24 protein-coding genes are annotated in these 22001 nt (G+C 53.3%); 13 read left to right on the top strand and 11 right to left on the bottom strand.

Features of this window, described 5'->3' with window-relative positions; genetic code table 11:
• Complete coding sequence (locus tag VOI14_RS05050; protein ID WP_323750944.1) at window positions 1–1239, bottom strand: saccharopine dehydrogenase family protein; 1239 nt, start codon at window positions 1237–1239, stop codon at window positions 1–3.
• Window positions 1240–1490: 251 nt separating this feature from the next.
• On the opposite strand from VOI14_RS05050, the gene VOI14_RS05045 reads away from it, so the two are divergent.
• A complete protein-coding gene (locus tag VOI14_RS05045; RefSeq protein WP_323750943.1) occupies window positions 1491–1736 on the top strand; it encodes a hypothetical protein in 246 nt (81 codons plus the stop codon).
• 11 nt (window positions 1737–1747) lie between these two features.
• Window positions 1748–2203 carry a hypothetical protein gene (locus VOI14_RS05040; protein ID WP_323750942.1) on the top strand — a complete coding sequence of 152 codons (456 nt, stop codon included), beginning with the start codon at window positions 1748–1750 and terminating at the stop codon, window positions 2201–2203.
• Window positions 2204–2229: 26 nt separating this feature from the next.
• Here VOI14_RS05040 and VOI14_RS05035 read toward each other — a convergent pair whose 3' ends face one another.
• On the bottom strand, window positions 2230–3171 hold the full coding sequence (locus tag VOI14_RS05035) for an electron transfer flavoprotein subunit alpha/FixB family protein (protein WP_323750941.1): 942 nt from the start codon (window positions 3169–3171) through the stop codon (window positions 2230–2232).
• Window positions 3172–3921, bottom strand: coding sequence for an electron transfer flavoprotein subunit beta/FixA family protein (locus VOI14_RS05030; RefSeq protein WP_323750940.1), 750 nt, complete (start codon window positions 3919–3921; stop codon window positions 3172–3174).
• A gap of 326 nt (window positions 3922–4247) precedes the next feature.
• Between VOI14_RS05030 and VOI14_RS05025 the strand changes: the two genes are divergently transcribed.
• Window positions 4248–5900 (top strand): electron transfer flavoprotein-ubiquinone oxidoreductase, encoded by a 1653-nt coding sequence (locus VOI14_RS05025; RefSeq protein ID WP_305895341.1) that lies wholly within the window; start codon window positions 4248–4250, stop codon window positions 5898–5900.
• A 113-nt stretch (window positions 5901–6013) separates the two neighbouring features.
• Here VOI14_RS05025 and VOI14_RS05020 read toward each other — a convergent pair whose 3' ends face one another.
• From VOI14_RS05020 to VOI14_RS04990, 7 genes are all read right to left on the bottom strand, one after another.
• Complete coding sequence (locus VOI14_RS05020) at window positions 6014–6475, bottom strand: FKBP-type peptidyl-prolyl cis-trans isomerase (protein ID WP_305895342.1); 462 nt, start codon at window positions 6473–6475, stop codon at window positions 6014–6016.
• 208 nt (window positions 6476–6683) lie between these two features.
• A complete protein-coding gene (locus VOI14_RS05015) occupies window positions 6684–7241 on the bottom strand; it encodes a DUF1285 domain-containing protein (protein WP_323750939.1) in 558 nt (185 codons plus the stop codon).
• Between the two features lie 33 nt (window positions 7242–7274).
• Window positions 7275–8171, bottom strand: coding sequence for a radical SAM protein (locus tag VOI14_RS05010; protein WP_323750938.1), 897 nt, complete (start codon window positions 8169–8171; stop codon window positions 7275–7277).
• Between the two features lie 44 nt (window positions 8172–8215).
• Window positions 8216–8665 carry a phosphohistidine phosphatase SixA gene (gene sixA, locus VOI14_RS05005; protein WP_323750937.1) on the bottom strand — a complete coding sequence of 150 codons (450 nt, stop codon included), beginning with the start codon at window positions 8663–8665 and terminating at the stop codon, window positions 8216–8218.
• A 27-nt stretch (window positions 8666–8692) separates the two neighbouring features.
• Window positions 8693–9724, bottom strand: a complete 1032-nt coding sequence (locus VOI14_RS05000; protein WP_323751093.1) for an NAD(P)H-dependent glycerol-3-phosphate dehydrogenase — start codon at window positions 9722–9724, stop codon at window positions 8693–8695.
• An 81-nt stretch (window positions 9725–9805) separates the two neighbouring features.
• A complete protein-coding gene (locus VOI14_RS04995; RefSeq protein WP_323750936.1) occupies window positions 9806–10297 on the bottom strand; it encodes an STAS domain-containing protein in 492 nt (163 codons plus the stop codon).
• Window positions 10298–10313: 16 nt separating this feature from the next.
• Window positions 10314–11522: a PP2C family protein-serine/threonine phosphatase gene (locus VOI14_RS04990; protein WP_323750935.1), complete on the bottom strand. Its 1209-nt coding sequence runs from the start codon at window positions 11520–11522 to the stop codon at window positions 10314–10316.
• 114 nt (window positions 11523–11636) lie between these two features.
• Here VOI14_RS04990 and VOI14_RS04985 point away from each other — a divergent pair, with 114 nt between their 5' ends.
• Window positions 11637–13118 carry a phosphohydrolase gene (locus VOI14_RS04985; RefSeq protein ID WP_323750934.1) on the top strand — a complete coding sequence of 494 codons (1482 nt, stop codon included), beginning with the start codon at window positions 11637–11639 and terminating at the stop codon, window positions 13116–13118.
• Between the two features lie 16 nt (window positions 13119–13134).
• Here the strand turns inward: VOI14_RS04985 and VOI14_RS04980 are convergent, their stop codons facing one another.
• Window positions 13135–14151, bottom strand: a complete 1017-nt coding sequence (locus tag VOI14_RS04980; protein WP_323750933.1) for an NAD(P)/FAD-dependent oxidoreductase — start codon at window positions 14149–14151, stop codon at window positions 13135–13137.
• Between the two features lie 8 nt (window positions 14152–14159).
• Between VOI14_RS04980 and VOI14_RS04975 the strand changes: the two genes are divergently transcribed.
• The 9 genes from VOI14_RS04975 (at window position 14160) to xthA (ending at window position 21991) form a co-directional block, all read left to right on the top strand.
• On the top strand, window positions 14160–15122 hold the full coding sequence (locus VOI14_RS04975) for an acyl-CoA desaturase (protein WP_323750932.1): 963 nt from the start codon (window positions 14160–14162) through the stop codon (window positions 15120–15122).
• On the top strand, window positions 15119–15589 hold the full coding sequence (locus VOI14_RS04970) for a nuclear transport factor 2 family protein (RefSeq protein ID WP_323750931.1): 471 nt from the start codon (window positions 15119–15121) through the stop codon (window positions 15587–15589). Before VOI14_RS04975 ends, VOI14_RS04970 begins: the two co-directional genes overlap by 4 nt.
• Window positions 15586–16374, top strand: coding sequence for an SDR family NAD(P)-dependent oxidoreductase (locus VOI14_RS04965; RefSeq protein WP_323750930.1), 789 nt, complete (start codon window positions 15586–15588; stop codon window positions 16372–16374). The genes VOI14_RS04970 and VOI14_RS04965 overlap by 4 nt, the downstream gene beginning before the upstream one ends.
• Window positions 16375–16400: 26 nt before the next feature.
• On the top strand, window positions 16401–17666 hold the full coding sequence (locus tag VOI14_RS04960) for an NAD(P)/FAD-dependent oxidoreductase (protein ID WP_323750929.1): 1266 nt from the start codon (window positions 16401–16403) through the stop codon (window positions 17664–17666).
• A gap of 2 nt (window positions 17667–17668) precedes the next feature.
• Entirely contained in the window at window positions 17669–18568 is a 900-nt protein-coding gene (locus tag VOI14_RS04955; protein ID WP_323750928.1) for a DUF1365 domain-containing protein, read from the top strand.
• The gene (locus VOI14_RS04950; RefSeq protein WP_323750927.1) at window positions 18556–19830 is read left to right on the top strand and encodes a cyclopropane-fatty-acyl-phospholipid synthase family protein; all 1275 of its coding nucleotides are present in this window, start codon (window positions 18556–18558) and stop codon (window positions 19828–19830) included. The genes VOI14_RS04955 and VOI14_RS04950 overlap by 13 nt, the downstream gene beginning before the upstream one ends.
• Window positions 19827–20351 (top strand): DUF2878 domain-containing protein, encoded by a 525-nt coding sequence (locus VOI14_RS04945; protein ID WP_323750926.1) that lies wholly within the window; start codon window positions 19827–19829, stop codon window positions 20349–20351. Before VOI14_RS04950 ends, VOI14_RS04945 begins: the two co-directional genes overlap by 4 nt.
• On the top strand, window positions 20348–21091 hold the full coding sequence (locus VOI14_RS04940) for a hypothetical protein (protein WP_323750925.1): 744 nt from the start codon (window positions 20348–20350) through the stop codon (window positions 21089–21091). Before VOI14_RS04945 ends, VOI14_RS04940 begins: the two co-directional genes overlap by 4 nt.
• Before the next feature lie 87 nt (window positions 21092–21178).
• A complete protein-coding gene (xthA, locus tag VOI14_RS04935; protein ID WP_323750924.1) occupies window positions 21179–21991 on the top strand; it encodes an exodeoxyribonuclease III in 813 nt (270 codons plus the stop codon).
• Window positions 21992–22001: the final 10 nt, after the last annotated feature.

Here is a 22001-nt window from a genome sequence, read left to right as displayed (position 1 = left end):
TTAACGGGTTTCCAGCACCTCGAAGGTCAGGCCAGCCTTGCTGGTCAGACGTTCATGCAGGTTGCCGTTCATGGCAGAAGACGGAGTCCAGAAACCACCCGGCAAATCGTCCTTAATATCCTGAGCCAGACACACGCCGGCTTCACCCAGCATTTTCGCGGTTGAACCGTATCCAGGGTCACGGTCGCCAGTCACCTTGGTGATCATGGTTTTGCCATCCTGGGTGCGGCCAATGAAGCGAAGGTCGTAGAAACCGGCTTCCTGCGCTTCTGGTGTCGGGCCTTCACCAGGCTGAGGAACCAGCTTTTCAACCACCCAACGGGTTGGCTTGATGGCTGACGCAGTGAAGAATGTACCCAGCGCTGCCACGATACCGTATGCGGTCAGTCGGCCTTTGGTGCCCTTCCCTGTCATCATAGCTTCATCGTAGGTGAACTCTTTGCCGTAGCGAGCGCCCTGCATCGCGTTCGAGCGATGAACCACACGAGTGTTGATGGCTCCCATCACAAACGGCGCAAGCCAAACACCGAAATCCTTATCGAATTCTGCGGACTTCAGGCTAGGCTGCCTTACGTTCGAGCGGTGCTCCGGTGGGCAGATGGAAAACGGGTTCGCCAGCTCTTTACGCAATTGCGGATCAGCGCCGGCTTCCTTGGCGATGTTGATCATAGAAGCGACGGTACCGCCGGACATGCCACCCTTGGCCGCTTTAACCCGCATGCGAACGTCCTGACACGGCTGGCCGAAGGCTTTCTCAGCTTCTTGCTGCAGGAACCAGACGCCCATATCAGATGGAATTGAGTCAAAACCACAACAATGAACAATGCGCGCGCCGCTCTGCTTGGCCTGATCTTCATAGCGCTTAACCATCCGGCTAATCCACTGAACCTCACCGGTCAGGTCACAGTAGTCAGTGCCGGTCGCCACGCACGCTTTGATCAATGGCTCACCGTATAGTGCATAAGGACCGACAGTGGAGATCACTACCTTGGTTTGCTCGCACATGGCAACCAAAGCGGTTTCATCGCTGGCATCAGCAATCAGCACAGGCAAGTCAGCGGATTCAGTACCCAACGTGGACTTAAGGTCGTTCAGTTTGCTTTCGGAGCGGCCTGCAATGGCCCACTTCACGTCTCCGCCTACACCGTAATTCTTGGCGAGGTAGCTGGTGAGTATTTGGCCTACAAAGCTGGTGGCCCCGAATACAATCAGATCGTAATTTGTCTGTGTGGTTGTCATTGAGAGTCCTTGTCTTTATTCGATTTTATGATCAAAACGATGGTAACAGGTTTAATCGTGCGTGTTACTTTCATCTTTTCGGAAAAACTCCGTCCTTCCGGCCAATCGCTTAGAGCGCAAGCAGGTTCAAACTGGAGACATCCTAACAAATACCTCGGAGGACATAGGTGACTGCATTCCTGGTTATAACAAGTCTTGTTCTTGCGTGCCTCAGCGGCGTTCTATTATGGCAGTTGCTGGAACAGCGAAAGATGATTGATCAAATGCTTGAGCGCGAAGACATACCGGAACAACAACCCGACCCCGAACTGGCAATCATACTGAAAGTGGTTGACCCCATCGGTCTGGCCAAGCGGGAGTCCAGAGCTGGCCGCATCATGGGTGATCGCCTTCCTACGATGGCGAAGAAAATGGTGTATCAGGAAGTGCTCAAGGAATTAGCGACCGAATTGGAATCGCGTGAGATTGATGTCGACATACAAATTGAATATCGCTGAGGTAAATCATCATGAACACTCTAATCATTGCCGGTGTTTGTTTAACCTTGAGCGCGTGTTTGCTAGCCGCAGGCTTTCGACAGTCGACAAGCTCTCGCAGAAAGCTTCGAGTCCTTAACACCAGTCGTCTTCATGCCCGTTCCCGGGTTCAACAACGAAGAATGGAGCTGTTTGAGGTGCGCAATCGCGCCAAGCTTATGGAAGATACCGTGTCCGGCGGTGCAACAGCCGTTGAAAAAGTGCACAAGGTCATCGCCAATACCACGTTTGGTTTGATTGACCGATTCGCCAAAGATGAAGAGTTCAAGAGCACCGCTCGTAAGGTTAAGCAGACCCACCACGAGAAAAGTAAGCAGGTTTATCAGGTGGTGAGAACCACCAATCGGGCCATGCATTTACTGGCCGATAGTCTGTTCATCGACAAAGCGGAAAAACGCATTATTTCTAAAACAAAAAAGGCACCCTAAGGTGCCTTTTTTGAGAAGTCAGAAAGTTAAAGAACTTTCTTCAACTCTTCTTCAAGCTGAGGAACAGCTTCAAACAGATCCGCTACCAGGCCGTAATCGGCAACCTGGAAGATCGGAGCTTCTTCGTCCTTGTTGATCGCAACGATCACTTTGGAGTCAGACATACCTGCCAAGTGCTGGATAGCACCGGAGATACCAACCGCTACGTACAGCTGCGGTGCAACGATCTTACCAGTCTGGCCTACCTGCATGTCGTTCGGCACGAAGCCTGCGTCAACTGCGGCACGGGAAGCACCTACAGCGGCGCCCATCACGTCAGCAACTTGCTCAAGCATCTTGAAGTTGTCGCCGTTCTGCATGCCACGACCACCGGAGATAACGATGCCGGCAGAAGCCAGGTCAGGACGGTCAGACTTAGCCTTCTCTTCACCTACGAAAGAGGACAGGCCAGCGTCTTTAACAACGTCAAGCTGTTCTACAGAAGCAGAACCGCCTTCAGCAGCTACTGGATCGAAACCAGTCGGACGAACGGTGATAACTTTGATGCTGTCACTAGCTTTTACAGTAGCGATGGCGTTACCCGCGTAGATCGGACGTACAAACGTGTCTTCTGATTCAACACGGATGATGTCAGAAATCTGAGCAACGTCCAGCAACGCAGCAACGCGAGGCATGAAGTCTTTACCGGTGGTGCCGGCAGAGGTCAGAATGTGGCTGTAGCCCTTACCAACTTCTGCAACCAGCTCACCCAGGTTTTCAGCCAGGAAATGGCCGTAGGCAGCGTTGTCAGCAACCAAAACCTTGTTTACGCCTTCTGCTTTAGCAGCGGCTTCAGCGATGGCGCCTACGTTCTCACCAGCAACCAGCACGTCGATGTCACCACCGATGGCCTTGGCTGCCGCTACAACGTTCAGAGTAGCCTGCTTCAGGCTGCTGTTGTCGTGTTCAGCAATTACCAGGATGCTCATTTAGATCACCTTCGCTTCGTTCTTCAGTTTATCAACCAGCTCAGCAACGTCAGCCACCTTGATACCAGCCTGACGTGAAGCAGGTGCTTCTACTTTCAGGGTGGACAGACGAGGTGCGATTTCAACACCCAGGTCAGCTGCACTTACTGTCTCGAGGGGCTTCTTCTTAGCCTTCATGATGTTCGGCAAAGAAGCGTAGCGCGGCTCGTTCAAACGCAAGTCAGTGGTAACAACCGCAGGCAAGTTCAGAGCAACAGTCATCAGACCGCCGTCTACTTCACGGGTTACGTTAACTTTTTCACCGTCAACAACTACTTCTGAAGCGAAAGTACCCTGACCCATACCGGTCAGAGCGGCCAGCATCTGGCCAGTCTGGTTGTTGTCGGAATCGATGGACTGTTTGCCCAGAATAACCAGCTTGGGCTCTTCTTTCTCAACGACAGCTTTAAGCAGCTTGGCCGCTTCGAGGGACTGGGCTTCTTCGTCAGTCTCGATGTGAATACCACGGTCAGCGCCCAGTGCCAGAGCAGTACGGATTTGCTCCTGGGAGGCCTTCGGGCCAATGGATACAACAACGATTTCAGTGGCAACGCCTTTTTCTTTCAAACGAACCGCTTCTTCAACTGCGATTTCGCAGAACGGGTTCATTGCCATTTTGACGTTGGCGAGGTCAACACCGGTGTTGTCCGGCTTGACGCGCACCTTTACGTTGTAGTCGATAACTCGTTTTACAGCGACCAGAACCTTCATAGATTCCTCGTTCTTCTACAATGGGTTTAATGATGCACAGTGCTAAACAGAGCGCCTGCCACGGAAAGCATGACAATACTGCAGGTTAAAACAGAAGGGGTAATTGCCCCATCCGACGCTCCAGGCCTGCGTTCACAGCCAATCGACCGGGTTGACCCGGCCAGGCAATGAGACGATACTAAAAATCGACTCAAAACACACGTTATTTCGGTGTATACGTACAATGCCAAAGGTGAGTGCAAATTTCAAACAAACGTTTGTTTGATTTGTCAAATGCGTTATCCTTCGGAAAATAACATTCATTAAAGCTGTATGAGGAGACCAACGTGGAACGCGAATCAATGGAGTTTGATGTTCTGATCGTAGGCGGCGGCCCTGCGGGACTGTCGGCAGCCTGCCGAGTCATGCAACTGGCCCAAGAAGCCGGTGAAGAACTGACTGTTTGTGTAGTTGAGAAAGGTTCCGAGGTTGGTGCACATATCCTCGCCGGTACCGTTTTCGAACCTACCGCTTTGAACGAACTCTTCCCTGACTGGAAAGAAAGAGGCGCGCCTCTGAACACTCCGGTTACCCGGGACGACATTTTCCTGCTTAAAGATCAGGAAAAAGCCACCAAGATTCCTAACGCGTTTGTGCCCAAGAACATGCACAACCACGGCAACTACATCATCAGCCTTGGCAACCTGTGCCGCTGGTTGGCCGAACAAGCCGAGCAGCTGGGCGTAGAAGTTTATCCAGGCTTTGCCGCGTCAGAAACCATCGTTGAAGATGGTCAGGTTAAAGGCATCATTACTGGCGATATGGGCGTAGCCCGTGACGGTTCCGAGAAAGACGGCTACATGCCGGGCATGGAACTGCGTGCCAAGTACACCCTGTTCACCGAAGGTTGTCGTGGCCATCTGGGCAAGCGCCTGATTAACGATTTCAAGCTGGACGAAGGCAAAGACCCCCAGCACTACGGCATCGGCATCAAAGAGCTGTGGGACATCGATCCGGCTAAACACGAGCCAGGCCTGGTTGTTCACACCACTGGCTGGCCACTGAACGAATCCGGCTCTACCGGCGGTTCCTTCCTGTATCACCTTGAAGGTGGTCAGGTGTATGTGGGTCTGATTACTGACCTGTCCTACAGTAACCCGCACCTGAGCCCGTTTGAAGAATTCCAGCGCCTCAAGCACCACCCTGAAGTGAAGAAGTACCTGGAAGGCGGTAAGCGTGTTGCTTACGGTGCCCGAGCCATCACCAAAGGCGGCTACAACGCCCTGCCTAAGATGAGCTTCCCGGGTGGTCTGCTGCTGGGCTGTGATGCCGGTACGCTGAACAGCTCCAAGATCAAAGGTTCCCACACAGCCATGAAGTCTGGTCTGTTGGGTGCTGAAGCGGTGTTTGAAGCCCTGAAAGAAGGCAAGAACGGCGAAGAGATCACCAGCTTTGCGAAGCGTTTTGAAGACAGCTGGTTGTACAAAGAGCTTTACGCAGAGCGTAACTTTGGCCCGGCCATGCACAAGTTCGGCAACTTTGTTGGCGGAGCAATTGCCTTCTTCGAGCAGAACATTCTGCGCGGAAGCCTGCCGTTCACGTTCCGTGATACCACTCCCGATTACGCAACGATGAAGCCAGCAGCCGACTGCAAGAAGATCGATTACCCGAAACCGGACAACAAGTTGACCTTCGACCGCCTGAGCTCTGTGTTCATCTCGAACACCAACCACGAGGAAGATCAGCCGATTCACCTGAAGCTGACCGACCCGGACATTCCGCTGCAGGTTAACCTGCCAAAGTACGACGAGCCCGCGCAGCGTTACTGCCCGGCTGGCGTGTACGAAGTGGTTGAAGCCGAAGACGGAAGCGGTAAGAAGTTCCAGATCAACGCCCAGAACTGTGTTCACTGTAAGACCTGTGACATCAAGGATCCTTCACAGAACATTACCTGGGTAACACCGGAAGGAAGCGGTGGACCAAACTATCCGAACATGTAAGAAAATGTTCTGATATGACCAAAAAAGCCGGGATTTTCCCGGCTTTTTGTGTTTTGATGGCACAAAAAAACGGCTCCCGAGGGAGCCGCTTTCAATCTACCTTTCGGAAGAGATCAGTGCACGTGACCGTGCTCTTGCTCTTCGTCAGTTGCTTCGCGAGCTTCTACAACTTCCACGTCGAAGTGCAGAGTCTCACCCGCCAGCGGGTGGTTTGCATCGATAGTGACCGTTTCTTCGCTCACTTCAACAACACGAACAACCTGAGGGCCGCCCGGAGTTTGTGCTTGGAACTGCATGCCCGGCTCGATGGTGTCTACACCTTCGAAAGCGGAGCGAGGAACAGGCTGGATCAGCTCTTCGTTAACTTCGCCGTAGCCTTCAGCAGGTTCTACGGAAACTTTAACCTGGTCGCCAGCGTTCTTTTCGTTCAGTGCGCTTTCCAGTCCACCGATGATGTTCTGTGCACCTTCCAGGTAAGACAGAGGCTCACGGCCTTCTACACGGGAGGAGTCAAGCTGCTCTCCCTGGTCGTTGGTGAGCGTGTAATGGATGGTGACAACACGTGGTTGGGCCATGTGATCTCCTTGCGAGTCGCAGTGACTATGTATTTAAAATGGAGGTAATCGAAAGGAACGTGAACAGCTGCACTGCACAGAGGGACTAACGACCACCGGCCTCGTTAGAGAGCCTGGCTCGATAACAAGAAAGAAACCACAGTTTAACAAGTGACAGACTGCGTTTTCTACCTCCTTTATGGAGACGGCACGGGGCTTTTCAACCGCCCTACCCGATTTTCCAGAAATTTCCGTGACTCATAACACCCACCACTGCATTTCCGTCGTTTTCACGCTCTTCAGCAAGCGCCACCAAATCGTAAAACGCGCTGGTTTGAAGCCGCGCTTCAACGCCATGACGTACGGAGACGGTCGGCCTTGGCTCGTCAGTATCCGGATAGTTTTCGATTGTCAGGACGTGGTCGTTGCCGATCTCGAGCGTTTCGCCCATGTTCGTCGTCAGCTGAAGGATCTGACTGTTACCTTCTCCGGTTGCTGTGAGCGTGTGCGCCAGTAATGGCGAATCTTCAACCTGAATGCGCCATTTTTCGACCGGAGTCACAAGATAGTAGTGGCCATCATCCTCGCGGCGCAAAATGGTCGAAAAGAGCTTAACAATAGCTTCGCGCTCAATCGGGTTGCCTTTAAAGATCCACTGCCCATCACGAGTGATCACCAAATCCATGTCGCCGGATAATTCCGGGTGCCATTGATCCAGAGGTGGCAGACCGCGCTTTTTCGAGTGTTCGGTGACAACCTTGGCTATGTCTTCTGGTTTACTGCTCACGCGTGACCTCCTTTTACTTTGGAACGACAGATATCACAGGCCCCGCATGGACTCGTGCCTTAGAGGCACGGCGCCCGGATTAGTAATGGCCAGGTTCACCTGATCCAGCAAGCGCGGCTTATCTTTACCCAGCGTGCCTTTAAGAACCAGGTAATTCGATGCATGGTCACTGCGGAAGGTCGTGTTCTCCAGCTCCAGATGCTCAAGGAATACACGGATTTCTTCAAATAGCCCCTGTTGGTCAAGCGGCTCAAAATCGCCGCCAAAACCTTCGCGGAAACGTTCTTCACCTTGCGGGAAACTGACCACCAATGTCGACAGAAAATCCGGCTGGGTTTCGTTGCACAGGGTCGCGGTGTTGATCGCGTGCTGACGTGACAGGGTTTGGCCGCCAAGCCCATTCAGAACCATCACAGAACTGGTCAAACCGGCCTTTTTAATCTTCTCCAAAGCTGAACGGGTGGACTCCCAGGTTTCGCCTTTATTGATCCGGCGCAGCACTTCGTCATCGCCTGACTCCATACCGACGTACAAAATGCCCAATCCGGCTTCACGAAGCGCCTTTAGGTCTTCGACCGATTTTTTGGCAAGATTTCTCGGCAAACAGTAACTGGATACCCGTTGAAGCCCCGGAAACGCCTCTTTCAACTCGTGGAGGATTTCGAGTAACCGCCGAGTTGGCAGCACCATAGCATCGCCGTCGGCCAGAAAGACACGAGGAACGCTGCTAAACGCTTTAGCCGCTTTTTCTATGTCAGCCCGAACATCCGCAGGCTTACGGGCTCGGAACTTTTTCTGCTCCTGAGTGTACATCTCGCAGAACGTGCATTGGTTCCATGAGCAGCCATTCGTGACGGGCAAAATAAGTGATTTTGCCTCACTCGGCGGGCGAAAAACCGGTTCAATGTATTCAATCGGGAAACTGTACATAACGGCTCAGTCGTATTGGAAAATGAAGACGGTAGGACAAACAATCAGGGCACAAACTGCGTTTTCAAGATGGCACAGTCCGGCCCGGCTACTGGCATATCGAGCATCACCGCTTGCGCGGTCAGGAATGGCATGCCATTGCGATGACCGTCCGATAACAGGGTCGTAAGGCTGCCGACTAAGGGCATGTGCGATACCAGCATCAGCGGCGATTCTTTGTTTTCGAGCAGAGCGTCCAGACACCGCCCCGGATCATCATCCGGAGTAATGAATGACTTCTCCTGCATCGGACACCCCAATATATCGGCAACAATGGCCGCCGTTTGGCGCGCGCGAATGTATGGACTGTACCAAATGAGGCTTGGCTTGGAATCGGAATTCGCGATCTGCTCGGCGACAATGACGGCCTGCTTGCGCCCGACCTCTGTTAGCTCTCGCTCATGATCGAGGGAGTGCCTTCCTGCCTCACCGTGGCGCATGATGATCAGCTGCATAACACTCTCCTCGTTGAGTTCGCCGAATTACTGAGCCACTGTACGCGGTAGGATGAATTCAACATCTGAGTTCTGAACCGCATTCATCAGATTGCTGATAACGGCCTCAATCGGAGCATCGTTATAGAGAATCTCGTACAGCCCGCGCACCAAAGGCATATGAATACCGATGGCTTCAGATTTATCTCTTACTAACTTCAGAGTATAGATGCCCTCAGCCACCTGACCCAATTCTTCAGCTGCTTCATCAAGCTTTTTGCCGGTGCCCACGGCATAGCCGACCCTGAAGTTTCGGCTCTTGCTGGACGTACAAGTTGCAATCAGGTCGCCCACGCCGGCCAGCCCCATGAAGGTCATCGGGTTGGCGCCAAGGCTGACCGCAAACCGGCTCATTTCCGCCAGTCCACGGGTGATCAGCATGGCTTTGGCATTCTCGCCAAGATTTTGCGCCGAGGCCAAACCGGCCACAATGGCGTAGATATTTTTCAGAGCCCCCGCCAGTTCAACCCCGTAAACGTCGACGTTGGCGTACACACGGAAGTACTCACAACCGAGCAGTTCCTGAACGGTGCGGCGTACAGCGGGATCTTTCGCGGCAATGACCGTAGCCGTCAGCTCGCGATTCACGATCTCGCCCGCGAGGTTCGGACCACTCAGTACACCTGAGCGACAGCGCGGAATTTCTTCAAGCAAAATTTCACTCATCAGCTTGAAGCCTTGCTCTTCGATACCTTTGGTCAGGCTGACAACGATTTGCTCATCTTTAAAGGCACTGCCGTTGTCACGAATGACCGAACGGAACGCCTTCGAAGGAATCGCGACAAAGACCACATCGGCACTGCCCACGGCTTTCTGGAGATCTGTTGTTGGCTGAATCTCGCCTTCAAGAACGATGCCGGGCATGTAGCGGGAATTGGTGCGAGTTGCGCGAATTTCTTCGACCTGGCCCTCATCACGCATCCAAAAATGCACGGTATGACCGTTTTCGCCAAGCACCTTGGCCATGGCGGTTCCGAAACTACCGCCGCCCAGTACGGCCACATTCTGCGTTTTAGCCATATCAGTTTCAGGCATTACGTTTTCAGGCATAGTTTTTCCGTAGGTTGGTGTTAGGCAAGACCCGGCATGGAGCTCAAACGATCAGCCGGGCTCTTCACACTCAAGGGCACGAACGAGATTCTTGAATTCTTCCCGGTTTTTACTGTTCATTCCCATCAAGACTTTATGGGCATCAAGCACTTTCTCACGAACTTGCTGCTCGCTGGCCTTCAAGACAGGAATTTCTTCTAGATCTTCGATTCGGGAAGCCGGCTCGCGGACAATAATAAAGATTTTGTCGAAGCCCATGGAGGAGATGATACGAGTGACATCGGGGTTCGTGGAGATCAGAGTCGGAAGAAAATGGCTCTGTTTGTGAGCTGCCAAGGCGATCTTGGCCAGTAAACCGAGTGTGGTGCTATCGACTATCTCTGTTTCGGTGAGATCGATAACGACGGTTTTAAATTCTGGGTCCCGGGTTATGGTTTCGACCAGATGGTCCAGCGTCGAACATAGGTTCAGCCGGATTTCTCCAATAAACTTCAGGACGTAGATTCCCTGCTTGTCTGCTTGCAGGATTTTATAACCAGCCATTTTTTTCACAGTGCCACTAAGTCGACGACGTTTGATCTGAACCAGCTAACTGGTCAGTTACCGATACTATCGCTATATCGTCAGGCAGCTCCGAGATTGCTTCTAACCCCAAGGCTTCGCTCAGCGATGCGATAGTGTGACTACCTCCTGATACGAGTTCAAGTAGTGTACGTTCCTTTTCGTCCAGAGATTTGTCCGGAATGACCTCCAAAATGCCGTCTGAGAAAAGCAAAAGGCGGAATGGTCGGTCCAGTTTCACCTCATACAACTCCCACTCGGGGTCATCAAATAAACCGACCGGTAGGCCGCTTCCTTCGAGAAACCGGGTCTCTCCATCTTCAAACGACAATATTGGCATGGGAAAATGCGCCCCCACTGCGTAACTTAACGTTCGTTCTGACAGCGTGATGATCCCGACAAACACAGTGACGTGTTTACCTAAGCTCGTATCCATCAGTTCTGAGTTAATACGTTCAAGAATACGCACCGGATGCAAAATGTCTTCACTGGATTGCCGCCGGAGATTTCGCTTCAATCGGTTGGTCAGATTTTTAAGCAATACAGTGACGAACGCCGAGCTGGCGCCGTGGCCGGAGACATCAGCGATGTACACCAGCACCTTGTCACTCGATAACCGGATGTAATCCAGAAAATCACCGCTCAGGTATAAAGACGGCTTGATCAGGTAATCGGCATGAAGGCCGCAAATTTCCTGGTTATGATCTGGCAGCATTTTCAACTGAACTTTGCGGCCTGCATTTTGATCCGCCCGCAGTTCAGCAATACCACTACGAAGATCTACATTTGCCTCTTCCAGCTCTTCACGATAAAGCTTGTTCAGGCGATTCACCCGAATTCGATCGAACAGTTTTTCAATGACGTCGTCCAGCGCAACCTTGTCGGCATTGCACGGTTTAAGAACGACATCTTCTGCACCTGCACGAAGCAGCTGGACGACCGCTGTGCTGGATGAGCTACTGGTGTAGGCAACAATCGGCGTATAGCTATCAGCTGCGTCCAAGCGGCGGGAGAGATCTTCTATGACCTCCGGAGCAAGATCGGCAAATATGGCGTCGGGAATGGTATCAGCGAACAAACTGCGGGCTGCGCCAATATCCGAACAAAGGCTGACATAGAAGCCTCTGGCTTCCAGGTATCGTGACAGGTCTGAACGGGCCTGCTCATTGGCGTCAATAATTAAAATGCGCTCGGTGCGCGAGGTCATGTTAGTTGCCCTAAACTACCAGCGGTAAAAGAAAAATAGGCGTTATAAAGTCTATTCTGGCATGACCTTGTGATATAACAAGGCCATACTGATCTTTTTGGGGGATTTGTAACTATGCGACGTGCCGTCAACGACCTTCTGGGAGCCTACGACAAACTGATCATGGACCCTGTCCATGGCGGGATTCCACTTTACCGGCACGAAATTCAGGTTATTGACCACCCCCTCTTTCAGCGCCTGCGCAATATTTGCCAGAACGACATTCTCAGCCTCGTTTTCCCCGGCGCAACCCACTCCCGCTTTCTACACAGCATCGGCGTCATGCATGTGGGTACGCGAATGTTTCGGGCGATGATCGATGCCTATCTCCGGGAACGGAAGCTCAGTGAACAGACGGAGCTCAGCCTTAATCAACTGGACGCGATTGATTACCTGGCCAAGATTATTCGCTTAGGCTGCTTGTTGCACGACAGCGGGCACTCCAGTTTTTCTCACCAGTTCACTCAGGCTCGCCGAATTCGGGAACTCATGTCACGCCCTGAACGTTTTCGGGAGCTGTGGCGAGGGCAAGACTACACCCAATATCACACTGAGGAACCCGAAGAGCTGGAACACGAGCACTACTCGGTTCGGGTGGCGCACGAGGTGCTGTCGTCGATTGATCTCGAAGCGGCCGGTCTGCACGCTGAAGATATCATCGGCATTATGGAAACCACTCAAGTAACGCCTAGTGAAACCTTCTGCCGCCACGCTCATACCTTTATCGCCTTTATTGCGGGCGATCAGTCTTTGTCGGAATCCACCGGCGGGCAAGAAGTTCCGGGGATGGTGATGGGCCTGTTGTCGTCTATCGTGTCAGGTGAAATCGACGCCGACCGGGCCGATTACATGCTAAGGGATGGCTTCCACAGTTCTGTCACCATCGGCGGCTTCAATCTGGACCACTTGCTTAGCAACCTGCGGTTTGGCTGGGATGTATCAGAACCCTGGATGGGTCTTGCCATCACCCAGAAGGGTCTGGGGGCACTGGAAGATTTCGTTTACAGCCGTTATCAGATGTACCGCAAAGTATACGGCCACAAAACCGCGCTTGGTTTCGACTGGCTGTTGCGGGAAGCCATTAACGAAGTGCTGGAAGATACTGAAAGTTTCGAATGGGTTGATACCTGCCTGAGCGATATGAGCTTTTTCGCGGAGTTAACCGACAGCTTTTTCTGGGAGGCTTTCCGTAAAGTTGCCCGCAAACAGCCCAAGAGTTACTCGTTCCTGATCGTGAACCGGGTAAAGCTCAAACATCTGGATACCCGGGAAAACCTGAGCAAGCCGGAAATCCTGAAACACAGTCAGTGGCTAGCGGGCGAACTCGGCTTATCAGCAGACGACGTGGTGACTTGCACCATGAAAGCCCGATTCTCAAATATTCAGGATAATTTTAACGGCATTCAAGTGCTGGCCAGAGATCCCATTACCCGGAAGCGCTCACTTCGCAAGATTACTGACGTGAGCGCGTTCTTCTCGAAATTCGAGGATGGCACGATTATCCACTTCTATCGTCAGCCCGAGGTTGCGGCCAACCCCCCTGAGCTGTCTGAATAAAGCCAGTTCCCGACAATTAGCCAGCCCTCATGGCCTGAGCCAGCCGGCTGGCGCTAGTCCAGGCCCCTTCCACCCGACCACCAACCAGCCAATCACCGGCAATGCCAACGCCCTCACTCTGATTCCACAGATAAACGGGTTTCACCCTGGATTCTGACCGTGCATACAACCACCGATGAGTCACACTCTCGCTGGCTGCGCCATTAAACCCTGTGAGTTGTCGAAATGCCGCCAGCAGATCGTAGCTGACTCGTTCCGGGCTGGCATCGACATTGGCCTCCGTCCATTCGGCGGTTGCGTGCAAGACCCACCATTGCCCGGAATCGTTTCGCCCCGGCTTTGAGGAATTGTTTGCCACCCAATAAAGCACGTCGGAATCCGGTCGCATGGCATCAAATGCTGCCGGGGGGGCTTCCGTGAAATAAGCCGCCACGGCCCAGCAAGGCAGTATGTCGCCGCCCGGTGCTTGCGTTTCATTCATCAGGGACGTCAAACCACTCGCCGCCAATAGCTCTTGAGTCTGCGCAGGAGGTGCGGTTACCACCACCTGATCAAACTCTCCATGTTCCTTACCCTCGGTGCAAACCAACTGCCAACGAGCGCCTATACGATTCAGCCGCGCAATCCGTACCTGCGCCGTGAGCTCGACGTGCTCGGAAAGCCTTCGGGTAATGGCGGTCATTCTTGGAATGCCAACGTAGCGCGGCTCATCCGGGAACGGCTGCCAGCTTTTGTCTGACTGCTGAAATCCGAAGGTCGCGGCCCAAGAGCCAAAACAATTGTTTCCGGCATATTGCTCAAGGAACTCCAAAAACGCCGGGCTTCGGCTCGTAAAGTACTGCGCGCCGACATCGACAGCGCCGTCTGCCACTCTTTTCGAAGCCATGCGACCGCCCGGCCCCCGGCTTTTTTCGAAGACCCTCACTCGATGGCCCGATTGGCCAAGCATAATCGCTGCGGTTAATCCCGCCAGCCCTGATCCGATGACGGCAATGTTGCGTATGCTTGAGTTATCTGAGGTTTCACTTTCCATGGCTATTTATGACCCGAGCTAATGACTTGTTTACAAACATTCTAAGATGGTTCGACTCTGAAGCGGGATTGGATCACCTCGACACCCAGTGTCGAAGGTTCAATATCGTCAGGGTTCTTCCTTTTTTAGCGCTGCACGCAGCCTGCCTTTTGGTACTTTACACCGGAACCAGTGCCTTTGCTGTCGGCTTTGCCGTACTTTTCTTCGTGGTGCGCATGTTCTCGATCACCGCGTTCTACCACCGCTATTTTGCTCACAAATCATTCAAAACCGGCCGAGTTGCTCAATTTGTGTTCGCCATATTGGGCGCCAGCTCCGCGCAACGTGGTCCGTTGTGGTGGGCGGCCCACCATCGCCACCATCACCAGCATTCAGATCGACCTGAAGACTTGCATTCGCCTCATCAGGGTGGGTTCTGGTGGTCCCACGTGGGGTGGTTTACCTGCGACGCCGGCTTCGTCATGGATGAACGCAGAGTTCGGGACTGGCTGAAATTTTCGGAGCTTCGATTCATCAATCGATTTGATTCGCTGGTTCCTGCGGCCTTCGCGGTGCTGATCTATCTAATGGGTGAAGCCTTGGCCAAATGGGCTCCCGGCCTCGGTACCAATGGCCTGCAAATGCTGGCGTGGGGATTCTTCATTTCAACCGTAGCCTTGTTCCACGCCACGGTATCCATCAACTCACTGTCTCATGTGTGGGGAAAGCGCCGCTTCGAAACCAACGACGACAGCCGCAACAATTTCTGGCTGGCGTTACTGACCCTGGGTGAAGGCTGGCACAACAACCATCACCGCTGGCCGCAATCTGCTCGTCAGGGTTTCCGCTGGTATGAGATTGATATTACCTGGTACGGCTTATGGTTTCTTTCCAAGCTGGGCATCATTTGGGATCTGGCACCGATCCCGCCACACATCGTGAACGAAACCCTGGCCACAGACCAAAACCGATCAAGGAAGCCAAAACAATGACTCCTTCAGACAATGTTGTGGAAGTTGGCTCCAAAGAAAAAGCCATGCAGATTACGGTCAATGCGTTCTGCCGCTTATACAACAAGTTGGACAAAGGCCATCTCAATGAATTGGCGGCGGTGTATTCGGAGAAAGTCGAGTTTCAAGACCCGTTCGGACAGGTTATCGGACTGGATGCGCTAACCGAATACATGGCTGGGGCTTATCAAAACGTCATCCGGTGCCAATTCCGTTTCGGCGAACCCGTTTTGCAGCATTCGCGGTGCTGTATCCCTTGGGTGATGGAGCTGAGCCACAAGCGCATCCAACGCGGAAAGCCCATTTACGTCGAGGGTATCAGCCATTTGGAAATCCGGAACGGTAAAGTACGTACGCATCGGGACTACTTCGATGTGGGCGAATTGCTGTACGAGCACCTCCCGTTGGTCGGTGGCGCTATCCGCTGGGTGAAGAGGCATGCTGGATGAGTAAGCGCGTTCTTTCCAAATCAAACATCTGGCTGACGGGAGCGTCATCCGGCATCGGCGCGGCGCTGGTTAGTGAATTAGCCAATCATGGTCACAACCTCGTGATCAGTGGTCGTCGCCAGCAACCGCTGAATCAACTGGCAGAGGCATGGCCAGAGCAAATCCACACCGCGGTGGCCAACACGACCAGTCGAGTGGAACTGGCCACTCTTGGCGACACGCTGAATCACTTTGGCGACCTCGACATGGTCATTCTCAACGCAGGCACTTGCGAATACCTGGACGTAACGGCTTACGACAGCTCGATCATTGAGGCCAACCTCACCACCAATGTGCTGGGTACCGCCCGCTGCCTGGATGTTGCCCTGCCCGCCCTGCGTGCTACACGCGCTAAAGGTAAACCGGCCAGCGTGGTCATTGTCAGCTCCTCCGCTTGGTGGTTTCCGTTCAGCCGTGCCGAAGGCTATGGCGCATCAAAAGCTGCCCTCACCTATTTCGCCCAGTCACTGCGAGCCGATCTGGCCACAGAAGGTATCGAGGTGGTTGTCGTGTCGCCGGGTTTTGTGAAAACCCCCTTAACCGACCGCAACGATTTCCCCATGCCATTTCTGGTGAGCGCAGAAGAAGCCGCCACCCGCATTCACCAGGGTCTCGCCAAAGGTAAACGGGAAATCGCCTTTCCTAGACGTTTTACCTGGTCGCTGAAAGCCCTCGGCTGTTTGCCACAGGGACTGATTGACCGTCTGGCGGCAGCTATGGCCCGAAACACCGACAACCACGCTTGAATGGATCTGCTACAGGAATTGCTTTGATGAATCAGGAACGCCAACGGATTGCAGTAATCGGTGCCGGAATATCCGGCTTGACCGCAGCGTGGCTGCTCAGCGAAAAACACGACGTCGAATTGTTTGAAGCAGCGGATTACGCCGGCGGTCATACCAATACCGAACAGGTCAATCTCGATGGGAAAACCTGGCTGGTGAATACCGGATTTATTGTCTTTAACGACTGGACCTACCCCAACTTCATAAAGTTGATGGACCGCCTTGGGGTGGCCTCAGAGGTCAGCACCATGAGTTTCAGTGTGGACAGTCACGCCAGCGGGTTGCAATACAACGGCACCAGTCTCAACACCCTGTTTGCCCAGCGCACGAACCTGTTTAACATCAAATTCCTGAAAATGGTCCGCGAGATTCTTCGGTTCAACAAAGAATCCCGGGCCGATCTCGACGATGGCCAGATCCCGGAAGGTGAAACTCTGGGCGAATACCTGAATCGAAACCGCTACAGCCACTATTTCCGAAAGCACTACATCGTACCCATGGGCGCCGCGATCTGGTCCGCCCCTGAGCTGGTTCTGGAGCAGTTTCCTATTCGTTTTTTCCTCCAGTTCTTCAACAATCATGGCATGTTGTCGGTCGATGACCGACCTACCTGGCGGGTCATCTCAGGCGGCTCGGCTACCTACGTGACGCGCATGATGGAACGCTTGGGTGATAAAACCCATCTCAACAGCCGTGTCTCTGACATCCAGCGCGATGAGAACGGTGTAACCTTCGTAGCAAATGGCCAAAGCCATAGGTTTGACCAGATCATCCTTGCCTGCCACAGCAATCAAGCCCTGGCCATGCTGAGCGACCCGTCCGATAAGGAACGGGCCATTCTGGGCGCTATTGGCTACCAGAAAAACGATGTTGTGCTTCACACCGATGCCAGCGTGTTGCCCTCGAATCCTTTGGCGTGGGCGGCATGGAATTACATGTTGCCGGAACACAGCACTCAGCCGGTATCGGTCACCTACAACATGAACATTCTTCAGAACTTTGACGACGCCCCGGAAACCTTCTGTGTAACCCTGAACCGAAGCCAGGACATAGCCCCGGACAAAGTCATTAAACGCTTTGAATACGACCACCCGGTGTTCACTCTCGATGCGGTGGCCGCCCAAGAGCGCTACCACGAAATTGGCAACCATGACCGCACACACTTCTGCGGCGCCTACTGGTTCAATGGCTTCCATGAAGACGGGGTACGCAGTGGGTTACGAGTAGCGAAAGCCTTTGGAGTGGAGCTCTAAACATGGCCAGCGAATGGCTAGAAGGCACTATAAGACATCGGCGTAAGTTACCGACACAGCATCAGTTTTGTTACGACATCGGGATGCTGGCACTGGATGTTGACGATTGGGACTCGGTGACCAGCATCAGCCCGTTCTTTTCACTGGAGCGGTTTAACTGGTTGGGGCTGCATCGGGAGGATTATCTTGACCCCGACGAGCCAAATTTGCGCCGAGCGGTAGACCAACGGGTTCAGGCAGCGACCGGCTGGCTCCCGGATGGTCCGATACAGCTGATCACCCATCCTCGCTATTTCGGCCATATCTTCAACCCGGTCAGTTTTTATCTGTGTTACGAGCCCGGATTGAGCCCGGGACAAGGCGATGTACCCAAAGTCATTCTTGCACAAATCACCAATACGCCCTGGAAAGAGCGTCACCTCTACTGCATGGAATGCCAACAGCCCGGCACTCACATTTCTGGCCAGTGGCAAAGCGAGCACTTCGCCTTCAGCAAGCGCTTCCATGTATCGCCTTTCAACGGCATGGACCAACATTATCAATGGTTATTCAGCTTTCGCGGATCAGAGCTGCGCATCCACATGAATGTGGAACAGGAACGGCGGAAACATTTTGATGCCACATTGGTAGTCCAACGCACGCCCCTCAATCGTATAAGCCTTCATCGAAGCCTGCGTCGGTTCCCGATAGAAACCTTAAAAGGCGTTGCGGGGATTTATTGGAACGCCCTGAAACTGAAGCTTAAGGGTACGCCCTTCTACACCCATCCGGACAAGCTTGACGAAAATGAGTCGGGCTACCGGAGAGGTTCAGAGGATTTGGGTCTTGATATCACCGAGCCGCAGACAATGGAACAACTGGATACAAAACCGAAAGGAAGGGTAAGCTCATGGCGAACGTGAACACCTCCGCCGATAAATCAGGCAACGTTAGCGAACGATTGCCCGCGGTAAGTCGCATCGCAAAGCAGCTGGTTTGCCATCAGTTGGCGCAATTTGGTAAAGGAATACTTCGCATTCGGGAAGCCGGCTTCGAAGATCGGGTGTTTGGCGATGGTGACTCGCGTTATCCCTCCGCAGAGTTGTTGATTCACAACCACAGCACCTGGCGAGATCTGCTGACTGGCGGCAGCGTCGGCGCGGCCGAGTCGTATGTAGCCGGTGACTGGAGTTCACCCGACCTCATCGCCCTGCTTCGGTTTTTCACTCGAAATCTGGATACCATGAATGCGTTCGAGGATAAATTCAGCTGGATCAGCAAACCGGCACTCAAAGGGTTGCACTGGCTGAACCGCAACACCCCCGAAGGCTCTCGTAAAAACATCAGCGCTCACTATGATCTGGGCAATGAACTGTTCAGTCAGTTTCTTGACCCAACCATGATGTACTCCTCCGCTATTTACCCAAGCGAAGAATCAAGCCTCGAAGAAGCAGCCATCCATAAGTTAGATGTGATTTGCCAAAAACTCGACTTGCAGCCCGACGAGCAAGTGGTGGAAATCGGCACCGGTTGGGGCGGCTTCGCTATTCATGCCGCGAAGCATTATGGCTGCCACGTAACTACCACAACCATCTCCAAGGAACAGCTGGAACTAGCCCGGGCACAAGTGAAAGCCGAAGGCCTTGAAGACAAAATCACTCTGTTGTTTGACGACTATCGGGATCTGACTGGCCAGTACGACAAGCTGGTCTCCATTGAAATGATAGAGGCGGTCGGCCCGCAGTTTCTCGACAGCTACCTGAGCCGGATCAACATGTTGCTCAAGCCAGACGGACTCGCGTTGGTGCAAGCTATCAATATGCCCGAGCAACGCTACGAGCGCGCCTTGAAGAACGTGGATTTTATTCAGCGATATATCTTCCCAGGCAGCTTCATTCCCTCCTTTGGTGCCATCCTGGCGTCCATGAGCCGGGGCTCTGACATGGTGCTCACGCAGGTAGACGATTTCGGCTTTCATTACGCTCGCACGTTACATGACTGGTGTCAGCGCTTTATGGCGAAGCGTGAGGTGCTGGCTGAACAAGGCTATGACACGCAATTTCAACGCTTATGGCAGTTCTATTTTGCCTATTGCGAAGCCGGTTTCAGTGAACGGGCCATTGGTGTTGCCCATATACTGATGGCCAAACCTGCTAACAAGCGCGCCAGCATTGTCCGTTCATGATTTCCTTCAAGACGGGCCGCAATGCGCTTAACTTTTTGCTGTTTCAAGCCGGTTGGCTGGTTTGCGTGCTCTTCCCCGGCCTCGCGGCCGCAGGTCTGGCTGTGCTTTTCCTCGCCCTTCACGTTTTGCTGGTGAGCACTCAGCGTGGCGCTGAACTCCAGTTCATCGCAGTTGGCATTCTGCTCGGCGGCCTGCTGGACACGCTGTGGTTCCGAATGGGTGTACTCGGCATCGAAGGCGCTGAAACCACTTTATTTGCGCCCATTTGGCTCGTTGCCATCTGGGCCCTCTTCATGACAACTTTGTGCCATTCGCTCGGCTGGGTTGCGAAGCGGCAATGGCTTCCGTTCGTTCTTGCGCCTATTGCCGGGTCATTTGCCTACTGGTCTGCCAGCAAGCTGGGCGCGGTCACACTCCCCAATCACTTCGTGTCTCTGGCGGCCATCGCAGTGGGCTGGTTGGTTCTGTTCCCGTTACTACTGACCATTCGCAAACATTTGGTTTCGGAGCTGTCATCATGATTCGAAGGGCGGCTTGCTTTGCGGTTTTCTTGTCAGCCGCGCCGACGGCACACGCGGCCTCCACATTTGCCTTTATCGGGACCGCCAAAGCCGTCAACCAACAAAATGTACTCTACGAAGAACTGCACCGGGTTACCGGGGCCTGCACAAACGCTGGATTCGAACCCGCTGCACACACCGTGGAGTACCAGAAAGGTCCCGACAATGGCCGGTTTGCATTCAAAACACTGCAATACGATGAAGACCCGCGCCGACCCAGTGTCGATTTCCGCCAACCGGATTTCGGTGAACGGTTAGAGATCCGTTACCCCGATTCAAACTACTTGACCATTGACTGGCAACCGCCTTCAGATAGCCGTAGGAGCTTCCGGGTGAGGTATGACAATCGTTTGGTGGTCGATGCGGGCTTTGACCATTTTGTCAGGGCCAACTGGCCGGCAGTCAAAGCCGGCGAGTCTCTTTCTTTCCAGTTTCTGGCGCCAACTCGCGGGGATCATTACGGGTTCGTACTTGAACCGGCTCCGGCAGCAAAGATGGATGCCGATGTGGTGGTGCAGATTCGCCCAACCAGTCTGGTGCTGCGGTTTCTGGTTGATCCCATCATCCTGGGCTACAACCAAAGCGGTGCATTAACCCATTATCAGGGGTTGACCAATATCCGCGCGAATGGCGACACCAACTACACCGCCGACATTCGCTATCGCATCATCCAATACCCGGACTGTGACCTGACTTTCTAAGGTTTTACCCGCGGCCATACGGCCACCCTGCTACACGCCTTCGGTATGGTAAACTCTGGATCAAACTGATTCGGAGACTCCAAAACCATGATGTTCGTGTCGTTCAACGTCAACAGTATCCGCACTCGCCTGCACCAGCTGGAGGCTGTTATTGAACAGCTGAACCCTGATTTTATCGGGCTTCAGGAAACCAAGGTCAGAGATGAGGAATTCCCGGAGGAAGCCATTCGGGAACTCGGCTACCACGTGCATTTTCATGGTCAGAAAACCCATTACGGCGTGGCGCTTCTTTCCAAGCAAGCGCCCGATGAGGTGGTGAAAGGCTACGCAACCGATGACGACGAGGCGCAGCGCCGCCTGATAACCGGTCATTTCACGGTGAACGGTGAGCCGCTCACCGTGATCAATGGTTACTTCCCCCAAGGGGAAAGCCGGGACCATCCCACCAAGTTCCCTGCCAAACAAAAGTTCTACGCGAACCTCATGGACCTGTTGGACGAACTGAACCAACGGCCCGGACACCTTGTCTTGATGGGCGACATGAACATCTCACCGACCGACAAAGACATCGGGATCGGCCCGGATAACGCCAAGCGCTGGCTTCGCTCGGGCAAATGCAGCTTCCTGCCGGAAGAGCGTGAATGGCTAAGTCAGGTAGAAGCTCGCGGTTTTACCGATGTATTCCGTCACTTAAACCCTGACGAATCCGATACCTTTAGCTGGTTTGACTACCGCAGCAAAGGCTTTGAGCGCGAGCCCAAACGTGGCCTTCGTATTGACTTGGTAATGGCCAGCGATAACTTGTTGCCGAAAGCTAAGGACGCCGGCGTCAGCTATGAGATCCGAGGTATGGAACGCCCCTCTGACCACTGCCCGATTTGGGCCAGTTTCGAACTCTGATAGGCCGACA

It is taken from the genome of Marinobacter sp., from assembly GCF_034669625.1.
GTDB lineage: Bacteria > Pseudomonadota > Gammaproteobacteria > Pseudomonadales > Oleiphilaceae > Marinobacter.
This window is presented reverse-complemented; position numbering and strand designations above follow the sequence as displayed.

Coding starts and splice junctions, on each gene's coding strand:
- VOI14_RS04985 (WP_323750934.1), top strand. CDS start 11,637: ATGCGACGTGCCGTCAACGACCTTCTGGGAGCCTACGACAAACTGATC.
- VOI14_RS05020 (WP_305895342.1), bottom strand. CDS start 6,475: ATGGCCCAACCACGTGTTGTCACCATCCATTACACGCTCACCAACGAC.
- VOI14_RS04960 (WP_323750929.1), top strand. CDS start 16,401: ATGAATCAGGAACGCCAACGGATTGCAGTAATCGGTGCCGGAATATCC.
- VOI14_RS05045 (WP_323750943.1), top strand. CDS start 1,491: ATGATTGATCAAATGCTTGAGCGCGAAGACATACCGGAACAACAACCC.
- VOI14_RS04940 (WP_323750925.1), top strand. CDS start 20,348: ATGATTCGAAGGGCGGCTTGCTTTGCGGTTTTCTTGTCAGCCGCGCCG.
- VOI14_RS04995 (WP_323750936.1), bottom strand. CDS start 10,297: ATGGCTGGTTATAAAATCCTGCAAGCAGACAAGCAGGGAATCTACGTC.
- xthA (WP_323750924.1), top strand. CDS start 21,179: ATGATGTTCGTGTCGTTCAACGTCAACAGTATCCGCACTCGCCTGCAC.
- VOI14_RS05000 (WP_323751093.1), bottom strand. CDS start 9,724: ATGGCTAAAACGCAGAATGTGGCCGTACTGGGCGGCGGTAGTTTCGGA.
- VOI14_RS05010 (WP_323750938.1), bottom strand. CDS start 8,171: ATGTACAGTTTCCCGATTGAATACATTGAACCGGTTTTTCGCCCGCCG.
- VOI14_RS04950 (WP_323750927.1), top strand. CDS start 18,556: ATGGCGAACGTGAACACCTCCGCCGATAAATCAGGCAACGTTAGCGAA.
- VOI14_RS05050 (WP_323750944.1), bottom strand. CDS start 1,239: ATGACAACCACACAGACAAATTACGATCTGATTGTATTCGGGGCCACC.
- VOI14_RS05030 (WP_323750940.1), bottom strand. CDS start 3,921: ATGAAGGTTCTGGTCGCTGTAAAACGAGTTATCGACTACAACGTAAAG.
- VOI14_RS04990 (WP_323750935.1), bottom strand. CDS start 11,522: ATGACCTCGCGCACCGAGCGCATTTTAATTATTGACGCCAATGAGCAG.
- VOI14_RS04945 (WP_323750926.1), top strand. CDS start 19,827: ATGATTTCCTTCAAGACGGGCCGCAATGCGCTTAACTTTTTGCTGTTT.
- VOI14_RS05035 (WP_323750941.1), bottom strand. CDS start 3,171: ATGAGCATCCTGGTAATTGCTGAACACGACAACAGCAGCCTGAAGCAG.
- VOI14_RS04970 (WP_323750931.1), top strand. CDS start 15,119: ATGACTCCTTCAGACAATGTTGTGGAAGTTGGCTCCAAAGAAAAAGCC.
- VOI14_RS04955 (WP_323750928.1), top strand. CDS start 17,669: ATGGCCAGCGAATGGCTAGAAGGCACTATAAGACATCGGCGTAAGTTA.
- sixA (WP_323750937.1), bottom strand. CDS start 8,665: ATGCAGCTGATCATCATGCGCCACGGTGAGGCAGGAAGGCACTCCCTC.
- VOI14_RS04965 (WP_323750930.1), top strand. CDS start 15,586: ATGAGTAAGCGCGTTCTTTCCAAATCAAACATCTGGCTGACGGGAGCG.
- VOI14_RS04975 (WP_323750932.1), top strand. CDS start 14,160: ATGACCCGAGCTAATGACTTGTTTACAAACATTCTAAGATGGTTCGAC.
- VOI14_RS05040 (WP_323750942.1), top strand. CDS start 1,748: ATGAACACTCTAATCATTGCCGGTGTTTGTTTAACCTTGAGCGCGTGT.
- VOI14_RS04980 (WP_323750933.1), bottom strand. CDS start 14,151: ATGGAAAGTGAAACCTCAGATAACTCAAGCATACGCAACATTGCCGTC.